The organism is Bacteroides sp. BFG-606, from assembly GCF_024788145.1.
GTDB lineage: Bacteria > Bacteroidota > Bacteroidia > Bacteroidales > Bacteroidaceae > Bacteroides > Bacteroides vicugnae.
The window spans coordinates 810,904-826,007 of the sequence record NZ_JANUIL010000001.1; the positions used below are offsets into that span (position 1 = coordinate 810,904).

Annotated in this window: 7 protein-coding genes and 1 pseudogene; all 8 read right to left on the reverse strand. The window is 38.7% G+C overall.

The window, feature by feature from the left end:
• Positions 1-7: 7 nt before the first annotated feature.
• Positions 8-3,127, reverse strand: a complete 3,120-nt coding sequence (locus NXV01_RS03190; RefSeq protein WP_148365649.1) for a TonB-dependent receptor — start codon at positions 3,125-3,127, stop codon at positions 8-10.
• A 21-nt stretch (positions 3,128-3,148) separates the two neighbouring features.
• The gene (locus NXV01_RS03195; RefSeq protein ID WP_148365651.1) at positions 3,149-4,567 is read right to left on the reverse strand and encodes an IPT/TIG domain-containing protein; all 1,419 of its coding nucleotides are present in this window, start codon (positions 4,565-4,567) and stop codon (positions 3,149-3,151) included.
• Positions 4,568-4,628: 61 nt separating this feature from the next.
• Positions 4,629-6,500, reverse strand: coding sequence for a family 43 glycosylhydrolase (locus NXV01_RS03200; RefSeq protein ID WP_148365653.1), 1,872 nt, complete (start codon positions 6,498-6,500; stop codon positions 4,629-4,631).
• 470 nt (positions 6,501-6,970) lie between these two features.
• Positions 6,971-8,077, reverse strand: coding sequence for a glycoside hydrolase family 105 protein (locus tag NXV01_RS03205; protein WP_148365655.1), 1,107 nt, complete (start codon positions 8,075-8,077; stop codon positions 6,971-6,973).
• Between the two features lie 120 nt (positions 8,078-8,197).
• Positions 8,198-11,152: a glycosyl hydrolase 115 family protein gene (locus NXV01_RS03210; protein WP_259021696.1), complete on the reverse strand. Its 2,955-nt coding sequence runs from the start codon at positions 11,150-11,152 to the stop codon at positions 8,198-8,200.
• A 148-nt stretch (positions 11,153-11,300) separates the two neighbouring features.
• A pseudogene (locus tag NXV01_RS03215) lies at positions 11,301-12,120 on the reverse strand (FAD:protein FMN transferase).
• A 139-nt stretch (positions 12,121-12,259) separates the two neighbouring features.
• On the reverse strand, positions 12,260-13,609 hold the full coding sequence (locus tag NXV01_RS03220; protein ID WP_148365664.1) for a DUF1080 domain-containing protein: 1,350 nt from the start codon (positions 13,607-13,609) through the stop codon (positions 12,260-12,262).
• Positions 13,610-13,671: 62 nt separating this feature from the next.
• Positions 13,672-15,090 (reverse strand): Gfo/Idh/MocA family oxidoreductase, encoded by a 1,419-nt coding sequence (locus tag NXV01_RS03225; protein WP_148365666.1) that lies wholly within the window; start codon positions 15,088-15,090, stop codon positions 13,672-13,674.
• Positions 15,091-15,104: the final 14 nt, after the last annotated feature.

Genomic DNA, 15,104 nt, shown 5'->3' on the forward strand with positions numbered 1-15,104 from the left:
CTACTGTTTATAGATTAACCGATACTCCCATAGAGAAAGTTTTGCTCAATGGATATTTCTTTCCATCCGAACTACCCAATTCTGGATCCCAAAGTTTGAATTTAGAGAAAGTAAGCAAATTAGTTCCTACAAAGAATATCCGTACCTGATTAAGACGAATTTTGTTTACTAAAGTCTTTGGAAGTGTATATCCAATATCTAATGTCTTCAAACGTAAATACGCACCATTTCTCAACCAATAATCCGATGTCTGATAATTATTCGGATTTTCTCCATAAGTCAAACGGGGAAATTCTGCATTGGTGTCTTCATTCTCTCCCAAAATCCAACGATTACCACTAGCCATTTCTTTTAACACATTTCCCCAGCCATCACCACCACTAAACATATGTACGGTAGTACCATTTATAAAGAAAGTTGATTTTCCAGCCCCTTGAAAATGCACATTTACATCTAATCCTTTCCATTTAGCAGAAAGTCCAAAACCATAAATTAAATTCGGCTTCACTGTAGCTCCAATAGCCACTTTATCATTATCATCTATGATACCATCACCATTAACATCCTTATATTTAATATCCCCCGGCATGAGTTCATATATATCATCTTTTGTGAATCCATTTTGAGTCTTTGTATATTTGAATTCCTGCTTCGGGCTATTCCGAATTTCTTCATAGTCCTTAAACAGTCCTAGAGCAATAAAACCTTTAGCCTGATTAACCCGATGACCTTCATCCAATTTATACGTATAAATTGTATTTTCTTCATCTCTCTCCAAAATCTCGTTCTTACTATAAGTAATATTACCACGCAACGTAAAATCGACTTTACCTATTTTCTGTTTGAAAGTAAAGTTTCCATCAAAACCTTGAGATTTCACCTTACCTACGTTTGCCTTTGGATTATTCTCTATTCCGACCATATATGGAATAGATTTGCGTTCCATATAGATCCCTTCACGGCGTTCATGGAAATAATCAATAGCACCCGATAGTTTATCATCAAACAAAGAGAAATCAAGTCCTAAGTCTTGTTTAGTCGCTACTTCCCATGAAACAGTAGGAGAAGCAACTGTTGCATAATATTTACCAGTCCAAGTCCCTGGATTATCTGGATTTTGAGCAGATACATCTATAAAATTAAATGAACCACCATCCTTTATATCATATAAGTAAGGAAAACGGATATCTTTTCCCAAATAATCATTACCCGTCTTTCCATACGAATAGCGGATTTTTAACATATTCAGCCATTTTCCTGCGCGCTTCTTAATAAATGATTCTTCAGCTACATTCCACGCTCCCGAAATAGCCGGGAAAAAGCCAAAACGGTAGTCTTTATGGAAATTTTCAGAACCTGTATATCCAAAATTGAAATCAATAAAATAACGATAACTCCAGTTGTAATTGAAACGTCCTGCTAATCCTTGATTACGTTGTGCCATACCAGTCTTTAGATCTGTTCCCAAGTTCTGCGTAAACACCTTGGAAGATTGTGTATATTTCAGAACTCCTCCGACATGATGATTTCCAAAACCACGATCATAATGTAATTCCCATTCAAAAAATTCTCGCCTATCACCTTCCGAATTTGAAGTTTGTTCCATTGGCTTTTCCTTTCTCACTTCCTGCATATGTAAAGAGCCATCTGGTTGTCGATAACGGTCAGCTTTATATAGTGCAGGAGATTTATAACGTTTAATCCAGTTGGAATTATTAGTATCATATCCAAATTTTCCAATAAATCGTAAACCTTTCGTGATGAAATCCAGCTTTTGTTCCAACGTCACATTTGTCTGAATATTATTTTTCCAGCTTTCATTAAATCCAGTCATCGTTGCTTGTACCCAAGGATTCAGATTATCATCTTGATTAGACCAAGTAGGAATCTTTCCATCAGAATAAGTAACAGGCATCATAATTGAATTATATCCCATCAGCGCTGTCCAAATAGCATCTGTCCCGGAACCTGGATCATTTTGTTTACGTAACGACCCAGAAACACCCACTTTTAATAAAGTTGTTTTCGTAATATCAATATCAACATTCATGCGATAAGTCCATTTCCGATAATTTGCGTTGGTGTTATAATCCTTCATTGTTTTATCCACCTTATACATACCTTGTTGATCCTGATAACTTCCTGAAACAAAGTACCGCGCAGTTTTTCCACCACCACTTAAATTCAACGTAGCACGTGAACTCCAAGCACCATCACGCATCATAACATCCATCCAATCAACATTTGGAAAACGATCCGGATCCAATCCTGTACGAAATAGTTCCAACTCCGACGCAGAATATAGAGCATCCTGATTACGTGTCAACCTAGCCTCATTTGCCATAGAAGCGTACGTATATCCGTCCACAAAGTCTGGTACCTGAGTAAAAGTACTATAAAACCCTTCTACCTTTGCATTAATATTAATCTTACTCTCTTTACCACGTTTAGTATTAATCAATACAACTCCATTAGCACCTTTGCTACCATAAATGGCAGTAGCTGAAGCATCTTTCAAAACTGTAAAAGACTCAATATCTTCCACATTCACTTCATCAATATCACGTTCAAAGCCATCAACTAATACCAAAGCAGCCGTACTAGCACCAAATGTAGAAATACTACGTATCCAGAATTCAGACACACTACCAGGACGGCCTGAAGTTTGCATAGCCATAACACCAGGAACAACACCTGCTAAACCGTCAGCAACCGATGTAGAAGGTACAGATTTCAACGCATCTATATCTACATTAGTGATAGCACCAGTTACGGCTATCTTTTTCTGTGCCCCTGTACCAGTTACCACTACTTCATCAATAATAGTAGAAGAAGATTCTTTCATGGTAACATTCACCACACGTTGCTCCTTTACCAAAACCTCTTGGGTCTCGTATCCAATATACGAAAAGACCAATTTATTGTAAGGAGGCATCTTAATTGTATACTTACCATTTATATCAGTAATAACACCAAGTCCCGGCATATTCTGGATAGAAATGTTCACACCGATCATAGGTTCTTTATTCCCATCGGTCACAACTCCTGTTACCTCTATATTTCCTTGTGCCTGCACACCCAAAGAAAATCCGAGTAACATCAATATAAATAAGAAATTTCTCATCATAGAATGTGTGTTTATCATTTATTATTCTTCTAGAGCAATTTTACGTATCACATTATTTCCGGAATCACCAACATAAAAGCATTTTCTCTTTTCGTCATATGCAATTGCACATGGAGCATTAAAACGGGCCTCTGTACGCAATTCACCATCAGCGTAATCTCCTGTTGCTATACCATTTCCACGTCCTGCAAATGTCGTTATCCTTCCATACGGAGTCATCATACGAACACAATTATTACCTTCATCACAGAAATAAAAATCATACTCATCCTCTTCTCCTTCATAATTTGGATTCTTTACAAAAACTCCTTGTGCTGGCTTATTTACTTTAGCTCTATCACCTACTCCGTCAACATAGCCACCTGCTCCTGTTGTTCCACAAATAATATAAGGGTCGGTAAAAGCCTTTGCATTATCATCATAATCCATACGTGCAATGTACCCTCCACCATTCTGATGGTAATATCTCATAAGATATGCATATTTTCCTTCTGGATGAACCACCATACGTATAGTTTCTTTGGTGGCAAAATGCCTATTCGGAGTTGTTACCTGCTGTGTCTCAAAATCATATCTAAATATGTTCTGATCGTAATATGCAGTATAATAAAGCTCACCATTTTTAGGATGGACTATCGCAGCCGTAAGGCTTCTTGCTTTCGCATTTACCAATGGTTCGGAATTTTTAAAATCAGTACTACGCTTAAATACAAAATGCGCATTCACATTACTCCCCTCCGAACGGTCATCAGTCAGAATCATATCCTGATTTTCATCTACAGTCCAATTAATAATAGCAGGTCTGTCAAGACCACTACTAAACTGCGGAAGTATATCTACACGTTCATTTGCCAAATCAACCTTACGAAGCAATTTGGTCTTGTGAGTAGTCACATACAGATGATCAAAATTTGACTGTGGATCAAAAGAAAACCACATTTGATATGTAATCCACCCACAATCATTAAATGGACCAGATTTTTCTTCAGCATCATTAGCATTCGTATAACGAGTTCCTACTAGAGTAGTCACTAACCACTTTTTAGTATACTCAAATGTACCTTCTGCCTCTGCATAAGCAACTTCCTCTCCACTATCATTACAAATACTGATTTGTATATCCCCATCATAGGCTTTCTGTGGAACAACACAATACAATTTGTCATTTTGTACACTAATAATATTGGCAGACTGTCCTCCTACTGTTACCTTTAATTTAGCAGGATCATTACCAAAATTATCTCCATACAAGATCAAATTACTACCATACCCACCTTCTTTGGGCATAAAATCCGTAATTACGACGGGCTTACTGGGATCGAATGCTACTCCGGCTGAATCTTTATCATCTTTACAACCGATAAAGCAAAGAGTAATCAATGCCAGCATCACCCCCAACAAAGAGGCATACCCACCTTTCCAATAACTACTTTTCTTCATAAATTAAATTTTAGTTAATTAACATATTCACTATTATTCTCTATATACTCCATGAAATGATTTACTTATTATAGAAAACTGGAATCAAATCTGTATCAGAGGGTACATAACCTTTAACATAAGGCCAACCATCATCCGACCACTGCAAGCGATCCAACATTCCATGGCGTCCTGTAAACTGGGTACCAATTTTACGAAAACTATGATATACCATCCACTCCGTACCTGCATCATCTTGGACAATTATAGCATTATGTCCAGGACCAATCCATTTAGTAATATTACCAGCCAAAACAGACTCCCAGCTATTATTTATCATATCTACATTCTTTCTATCGACATACGGACCTAGAATATTTTGAGAACGTCCCACCACCAGTTCATAAGTACTGTTCTCACCAGCACAACAGGATCCAATGGAAGCCAACAAGTAGTAAAATCCATTCTTCTTATAAATATTGACTCCTTCGTAAGCATTACCACAAACCTTTTTCTTCAAAACTGGATTATTAGCCGCATCTCGTTTAACAGAAAGTCCATCGTCTGTCAGTTCTGTTACATAAATACCTTGAAAACTTCCATAAAACATATATTTCTTCCCACCATCTTCTATGTAGAATTGGTCAATACAATTAGAGCCAAACTCCTCATTACCAAGCAATTCTTTACTATCTTTAAAAGGACCTAGCGGATTATCAGAAACCGCTACAGCCGTATAGCTCTGATTTGCACCATTCAATTTAGCCCATGAATAATAAAGTACATATTGTCCATTGATATAACGTATTTCTGGTGCCCAAAATGTACCTCCACCTGGCAAGTTAGGCTTATAAGCATTTACAAAGGCGGTACGCTCATACTTCCAATTCACTAAATCTTTTGAACTATAAACTGGTACCCAATAACTACCCGTCTGAGTAGCATACAAATAAAAGGTTCCATCTACATTTATTACAGTAGGATCCGCCGCACTTGTATGTGTGATAATAGGATTGCTATACGTTTGTCCAATCGTGGCATAATGTACTTCATCATTACACAACACACTTTCTGTAGAAATATTTGCTAAAGTCAATGGTAACATATAATATTTGACTTCTATAGCATTGCGCGTAATAGTAAGCATACCTTCCGCTTCCTTAGAACCTACAGTATAGGTCACATCACCCAATGTATAGCTACCTTGAGGCAATAATTCATAATTAGATTTATATTTTTGATTGTAAGCTGCGACTAATTCCGCCGCATTATCTGGAACTTTAAGTTTACAAGAAAAATCCCAATTACTACCACTAATAACGCCATTTACTTTATAGTCAAGAGATGTCATTATTTTAAAGTTGGTTATTGCCTCATTTACGTTCACTCTATCAACTTCAGTAGAAGTAAAACCAACCCTAGCGTAATCAACAACAAGACGAAGCAGCAAATCCGATTGTCCTTTTCTCAACTCTACATCATCACTTTTAAGTTTTAATGCAATTACATAATCCTTTAACAAATCTTCTTGCTTAGAAAAAATTTCTGTTGGATTAACTTTTATTTCGACCGTAGTTTCATCTGCTCCCGCAGCAAAAGATACATTTTTAGATATCGAGTAAGACGTTTCTGGTAAAAGAATATAAGTAACTTCCTCCTTTTTATTATAGGCTTCTAATTCCTCTTTACTCCATGTCTCCAATTTAGCATTGAGTTCGGTAGTAAATGTTCCACCAATTCTTTTTATCCCAAGAGAAAATGTTTCCTCTTCTGAATAATTAGTAACTTTAAAATCGGTTAAACCATATGACTTCAATGACAAATACTGTTTAGTCAGAACTTTGTCATCCTCTCCACTATCATTTGAACCGCATGATATAAATAGGAATAATCCTATCAGTAGGCACATTGTGCTAATCTTAAGAATGTTTTTTTTAATCGATTTGTTATTCATTACACATAGATTTAAGTAAAACTTAGTGTGTTTTATAATCAAAAAATGTTATCCTTTAACAGTCTCCTCAACCGTATCCAAAAACTAAAAATCGTGCTATAATAATGATCATTATCTTCATAATAGAAGCTCCAGCAGTCCTTATTGACTGATACAAAAGTAGAAAAATGGAATTATCGAAGATATTATAAACAGGTCAATAAATGAAAAATTAGTCCCAAACTAATCTAAAGATAGAAAAATTGTCTTAAGACAATTATTAGTCCCTTTTATATTTTTATTCTGAACAAATTATTGCTTTTATTGAATAATTTATTGCTTATTCAACAAAGCAAACTCCACTTATATTTGGTCAGAAAATCTAGCCTATTTTATAGGCTGGATTTTATCTAATATACTAATAGTAAAAATGCTCACTTTAATATCAAACAAAAGTGAGCATTCTTATTTATTCCCATCAATATAAAAAGCTATCTATTCAGTAATGCATAAGCACACCACAATATTGGAGCCTGTCCGTGAAAGTCTCCAGCTATACGAGGACGATCCAAATAGTACTGTTTGCTATTCTTTTTGCCGGTACCAATACAAACTTCGGTTAGATTATTATTATCGTCTATATAATTACATAAAGAAAGCCAAGCTCTACGCGCAACAGGAGCGAATTCATCTTTTTCCAACCATCCGTTCTTCACACCTACAATCATGGCATAAGCAAACATTGCAGAGCCAGATGTTTCTGTCCAAAAATCAGGTTCATCTATCAATTGATTCCAAAGCCCGTCCTTATTTACGTATTTTTTCAAATTATTCATCATCAAAAGATAACCTTTAAGTATGCGTGCTCGATTGGGATCATTTTCTGGCAAGTTAAATAAGAGCTCTGTCATTCCCACAGCCATCCAGCCATCACCACGTCCCCAATAATAAGGCACATCGGGTGCATGGTAGAAAAGTCCGTTCGGATGTTGTAATTCATCTAGATATAACACCATTTCTTTTGCAGCTCTGTTTATGTATTTTTTATCCCCCGTTACTTTGTAAGCCTCCGATTGCACTATTGTAATCATATACATATCATCGATCCAAAGGCGAGTCTGCCAGGAATATCCTTTCTTATGCCAGCTACATTCTTCCTCATTGGTAGTATTTGGTAATGTCCATTGAGTATCGGCATAGGGTAACCCCAGATCAAGATAACGTTGATCTTTTGTGATACTATACAATTTCAAAGGCAGACAACCGAACATATTCTGATCTACATGAATTGGAGGCGGAAGAAGATCTTTTTCTATATGAAACAATAGTTCGAAACGATTTCGCAGTTGTTTGATCAATTCTTTGTTATTCGTCAACTCGGCAAACCTAAGTGCACCATACCAAGTACACACTTCAGCATAATGTATTCCTCTATCGAAATATAGCTGGTGATTACTTTCCAAAAAACGTTTACTTAACTTATCACCCACAGTCTTAGGGTTTGCGCGTACAGGAAAATCCTCCCAATAATTCTGTGCTGCAACAGAACTAATTAAAAACAATAATAAAAAAGAGATTAAACTACGACTTGTTTTCATATTCTCACTATTTTAAGGTGAATAAATTTATTAGATTTAATTATTGAAAAAAGTGCTGTGACATCGATATACAGAGTTACAGCACCTTCCTCCTTTCATTTTCCCAGATCTGAGCAACCCTTATTTTGAGTTTCTCGTCGGTTGCGGACCTAAATAAGAACGCTTCATTCCTCCAAAATCCAAAACAATCTTTTGCAGAACAGTTCCGGCATCGCCACATATAATTTTCACAGTGTGTTTACCCGGTTTGTCGATATGCAAAGTGGTTTTGTTGATTCTACAGTTCTTCAACACACTTTCGTACCAAATTTGTGCATACTCAAAAGAAGAAGTAGAAGGATTCATCACAGGACCTTCGTCAATACATACTCCATATTTCGTTTCCACATTCGTTGCTTCATGTCCGGCATACCCACGGTCCTTACTTAAGGTAAATGTAGGCAATACGTATGTGTAAACATCAACCGAACCTTGTTCGAATGTATAGAAATCATATTCCAGACGAGGGGCACTGCGACCTGCAGTCCGCTGTGGGGCGGCTGTCGGATCACCTAGTTGAATAGCTGTATTTTCTATTCCCAAGTTAGGAATCGTTCTCATTTGAATTGCTTTGTTCTCTACCTTCCGGTGGAAACCGGCAGCATCAATAGAAACATATCCATTGTGCTCTACAAATAAAGTGTCCATTTCGGCTAATGACGGAGAAGAAGGGTTGAAGACTGAAATATAGACATTCTCCTTCTCACCACGATCAGACACGATTTCCAATATTCCGAATACTTTCTCACCAGTCGGGACCTTAGCCCAGTCGATTGAGACTTCTATACGATTTTCCGTAGCAGTTTCTCCGGCTTTCTGACTTAACAGAATCCAACTATCTGAAACCGATGCTTTCCATTTCAGAGGAGTCGCTCCTTTATTGAAAACGTCTACGTAATAGGATTGACGGAAGTATGTGTTGAAAGATGGCAGTGAATGGAAACTCTTCTGTCCTTTCAAAACATCTTCTCCTTCTGCTAATATGCCCAAAGAGGCTGTAGGTGCCAGATTGACCTTCCGCAGAGCCGGGAGTTCAAAATAGGCTGCGGCAAATCCTTGTTTCATGGTCATTACGTGATCCCATTTACCTCCAAGTAATGAGTTATATCCTTTTGTTATTACTTCCAGACTGTCATAACAAGCTTTGGTCATTTTCTCCAGTTCTGCAGTAGTCGCCCTCTGTTGAATAGAATACCAACGATTTCTCTGCCCGTTAAGAATCATACGGTTCAACAGTTCACATCCTTTGACCGGATAATACAATGATTGATAATAACATGCTTTCTTGTCTTCAGGCAAAGCTTTCAGAATCTTCTCTGCCATATTTCCTATCCGTTGATATTCAGCCAGACGAGTATCCACTTCACGATAATTGGCAAGCGAAAAATCAGTATCCGTATTTCGCTCTCTTCCGTGTTTATCGGTAGCCCACTGATAACCCCATCCCATAAATTCAGGTTTACGGGCGAAAGCCAATTTATAGAAAGAATCTATCACATCCTGATATTCAACTCGGTAGTCATCGCCCAACATACCACACAACCATTCGGTACGATAGTTTGCCGCTCTTTCAAAATTGAACGAGTCAATATCGAAAGCCATTGTCAGAAAATAATCTACAGCAAATTCACAGGACTTGATATCTCCGGCGTTGAGTAGCCAAATGCGATCGGCCGTCATGTCGTATGCCTTACGGAGTTCTTCATACATCAATGTAGGGGAAGTTGTGTTCATCCAAAGATGATCGTGAGGTTTACCCAGATAAGATGAATGATAATATACTCCCGAACGTCCGGAACGTTTCTGCTCTTTCGGACTACTCAAGCGTTTCATATATCCATAATTATCATCCGGCCAGATAATGGTCACATCATCCGGAAGTTCCAACCCCTGATCGTATACATCGAGCACTTCTTTATATGGAGTAAAGGCTTGAGGAATGTCTTCCGCACGCTTACCGATGGCATCTACCAGCATTTGCCTTTGTGCCATCAACGCTTCCTGAAGCATATCTTTTCTATCGGACATATTATTGCTTGCATTCATTGCCCGATCGTGCAATCCACGCAAAGCCAGAGTATATACATTTTCAAACGGAGCACATTCTTCTACGCGCGATTTCAAGACTTTGTCGACATCATCCTTATTATTGATATAATCCCATTCGCCCATTTTATCACGTTTCCATTCGCTTGCTGTATTAAACAATAATGGTTCGCAATGAGAGGAACCCATGACGATAGCAAAACTATCTGCTACCAAACGATTTTCTGGAATACGGTGGAAAGCCATAGATGCATCATGCATAGCCGGACAAAGATAATTGGCCTGAAGACGAAGCAATAATTCACATACTTTTGCATACGTTCTCGGTCCGAAGTTTCCACGTTCCTTTTCAAAATTACGTTTGGACCAACGATAAAGTCCCCAGTCTTCATCATTGATAAAGACACCTCTGAACTTAACTGATGGTGTTTTGGAGATATACTTATCGACTTTCACACTTACTTGTTTCTGCTGCTTGATTGGAGCATCTGCCCACCAATACCAGGGAGATACTCCGATTGCTTTTGAAATAGAGAGAAGTCCGTAGGCAGTACCGCGCCTGTCGCTTCCAGCAACGACAATTGCCTTCTTTATACCCGGAACAGGATTGTTGACTAACTCTATCATATAGCGTTCCCAACCTCCAGCAATAGCCGTCGTATCTATTTTGTTTCCGGATGCCAAAGCGTCAATCCATCCGCTTTCTCCTATAGTCCCAGCGATAATCGCATAACGCGCGGATACTTTCCCGGGCTTACTTTCATCCATCTTCAACTCTTGCCCCGTCACACGGCAAACATCATCTACCAAAAGAGATGCACTCTTACGTACTACAGTCGCATCTTTTCCATCAAAACAAACAACTGCATTCGTTGATGAAGAAACAATAGGAAAACTATTCTTTCCGGTTCCTTTGTCGAGTAAAACTTGTGCTTCTGCCGAAATCAGGCTACAACAAAATAAGCCCAACAATAAAATCTTATTTTTCATATAAACGTTAGATTGACAATTAATATCGCAAAATAAGGCAAAAAGCAGCAAAACGGATAAAAGAAACCGACCTATAAATGAAAGAATATACCCAAAAAGCCCTGTCAGATATTAATAGTGACCATCTCAACTATTGAATACCTAACACTTAACAACCAATCAAGAAAAACTGACTTAATACAGAAGAGAATTCAGCCAGCAAAACCTTACGCTGTTCGCTATCAGCGGCAAATAAGCCGGTAGACAAGATTTCCCCTATTGATCCGTCAGTCGTTACTACAGCAATTTGTTTAACGCCTTCCACCAATTTCCCATTTCGGGGAGAAACGATGTGCCGACGATTGGGAGAGTCATTGCCGGAGGTTGTAAGGCATTCGTTGTGAAGAAGTATATCATTAATTTTCCATCCCGAACCTACCGGATGATTACCCAAAGCAAGAATGGAACTGTTTCCCATATTTATCAATGCATTCTCTATCAGAGCCTCATTCAATATACCTCTGATTGTTTCCAAAGCATATCCCTTGAGAAAGCCGGACAAATTGATAGTTACTCCCGGCTGTGAAAAACAGATACTATGATCTCCGGCTGATAAATGTACTGAATGTATTGTGTTCTGGTTATAATTTTCCGAATGAACTGTGACATCAAAGCATCCCAAAGTCTTGCTGTTATATTCCAAACATAAATCGATCATTGAATAAAGTTCTTCGCTAAGAACGACCGGAGAGACAAAGGCTGTCCGGTTAACAACAGAACAATTCACTGGCCGGATTATAAAAGTTTGCCATCTTTTCCAACCGGCACAATGCATCATAAATACGATTGACCACAAGCAGTAATTCTCCTTCCGACTTCCGGCTGCATAGGATAATATCCACCCGCGTATGCATGGCAAGAAACCAGGCATAAAACAAGGAATTATCATCATTTGACGGTTTGTATAGATGTTGAATAGTGGTCTGCATCGTATAAAATACAAATTAGGCACGGATTACACAGATTACACGTTTTTTATTTCATTAGCGTAACCTGAAACCCGTGTAATCCGTGCCTGAAAAATCATAAAAGAGTTTTAACGTATCTCCTAATAACTAGAAAACGGGACTATTTCAGTTCTTTAATCTTTACATTCTTAAACCATACTTCATCTCCATGGTCTTGAAGAAGTATATTACCCTCCTCCGAATTTCCGAAATTAGGCCAGTTTTTATATTTACTGTATGCTACCAATGCATTCCACATATCATTGTTACGATCATATTCAATCAGCTTAACTCCGTTCAGCCAATGTTCTACATGATTGCCTTTTACAATGATAGTAGCAGTATTGAATTCTTTCTTATTGAAAGGTTTATCTTTTGGAGCCGGAATCAAGTCATACAAAGACCCCAACTTTCTGTTGCCTTTCACACCCAGTTTTGCATCAGGATGCTTGTCATCATCAAGAATCTGGAATTCGCAGCCGATAGCAGAACCTTCACCCTTATTCAGCCCCGGATTTACGAAATATTTAACTCCGCTATTTGCACCTTCAGTAATCTTGAAATCTACTTTCAGAATAAAATTCTTATATTTACGGGTAGTCACAATATCACCACCATTAGCAGATTCAGCTCCACCACTCTTCATTACTTTCAGAATACCATTTTCTATCTTCCAGCCTTTTGCAGGGAAAGTAGAAAGTTTAGCACCTCTCCATCCGTCAGTAGTCTTGCCATCCCATAATAGAGCCCAGCCTTCTTTTGCTTCGCTAGGAGAAATCGTGTTGGCAATCAGATTCACTTCCGGTGCAGCTTGCGCTTCCGATGTCTGATAGCGCTCTACGTCCGTCGTACAAATGCGGATATTCTTCCAGCTAACTGTTTTTCCTTCATCTGCTGCATTTCCAATAGCATGTACTTGCAAAGCGATGAAACCTACAGGAGTCATGTCATCCCAGATATTAGCACAAGGTACTCCGTTTATCCAGGTACGGATCGAATTACCAACAGCTTCAATACGGGCTTTATTCCATGCGTTATTCTTAAAAGCAGTTTTTGCCGACGGATTCAGCGTCAAAGGATAAAGCCAGTTTCTACGTGCCTCATCATAAATGCCACCCGACCAAGCACGCTTAGAAGGATCAATCTCAAACTGATAACCGTGTACGCGACCTTTCTTATAGTCTTTCTTGCTTTCACTGCGAAGCTGTACACCGGAATTTAAACCATCATCTATCTTGAAGTCAAATTCAAGAATAAAGTCACCATAATTCTTTGTAGTTGCCAAGAAAGTGTTGGGAGTTCCCATCTTAGATACACCGACAATGGCATCATCTACAATTTTATACTCGGCTTTGCCATTCAATTTCTTCCATCCTTTCAGGTTTTTCCCGTTGAAAAGAGGTTCCCAGTTTTGTGCACCCAACGAAGCGGCACAAAATAAAAGTAAAGTTAATACAATATTTTTCATGATTATTTATTGGTCCTTCTCCATCCCCTTCTCCTGGAGAAAGGAATGGAAAAAGCTGTTTTTATTTATAATTTATAAAATTCATCCCAACCCTTACGCGGCGGAAGTCCCGCCAACATGGCATTAGCAAATTCATTATTTGTAATCTGCTTCGTGCGGCTGTCAAAGAACAGTTGTGTATTAAGACGTTGAGCCATTACACCCAGTGAGAACACCTGACTCAAAACACCGTTGATTTCGAACGGTGAGCGCGTCTTTTCAATGCCGTTACATGCCAATAAGAAGTTCTCGAAGTGATTGGAAGGACTTTTAGGAACCTTCGGTAATTTGCCAGCCATCTCTTTCGCTTTCTCTTCCGGAATAATAGACAAAGTACTTCCATGACTCCCCCCTTTAAAGATTAAGTCTTTCGTATAGATAATCTTTCCCGGATTCAATTTAGCCGCAGGAGTATCTCCCTGATTCGTCGAAGGAATGTTCGGATCCAATCCCGAAACTCCATAACCGGCAGGAATAGGAGGAAGATTATCCAGACCGTCATACCAGGTAATGTCTACCGGTGGCATTCCTTTACGTTGCGGGAAACGGAAGAGAATCGTGGAAGAATAAGGGAAGAAATAATCATTATGACCATTTGCGTATTGCATGGTGACTTCATAAGGCAATCCCAGTTCCAGAAATTCGTGAGCCGTATCGAGGATATGTGCCCCCCAGTCGCCCAATGCACCCATACCAAAATCATACCAGCAACGCCATTGTCCTAAATGATAATCTTTATTATACTCGTGATAAGGGGTAACTCCGAGCCAAGTGTCCCAGTCCATATCTTTCGGCAGTTGCTGTCCCGAAGGAAGTTTATAGATATTAGTATCCCATTTATGCCAACGCCGCGGGTTATTCATATGGGCAGTGATAGCGGTAACATCTTTGATAATTCCCGCATCCATCCAAGCTTTAAACTGGAAATAGTTTGCTTCAGAATGTCCCTGATTTCCGACCTGGGTAACTAAGTTAGGACGTTTAAGCGCAGCCTGCATCAACAACTCGGCTTCGTAGAAAGTACGCGCCAGTGGTTTTTCTACATATACGTGTTTTCCGGATGCCAATGCCAGCATGCTGATCGGGAAATGTGAATGGTCGGGAGTAGCAATCGCTACAGCATCAAACTCATTACCTGCTTTATCAAACATCTGGCGGAAATCCCTGAACTGTTTTGCTTTCGGATATTTAGCCATTATCTTTTGCGTATGTTTGGCACCCATGTCCACATCACATAACGCTACCACTTCTACCATACCTGTCCGCGCAAAATCTTCAATAATCTGCTCCCCGCGGTTACCAATACCGATATAAGCTATCTTTACCTTGTCACCCCTTCCTTTCTTGGGTGAAATCGTTTGAGCATGCAGCAAGTCACCTGCTCCCAACGCCAATCCGGCAGAAGCCATTGACATCGTTTTCAGAAAATCTCTTCGTGTTACCATAAGTTATTTATTTT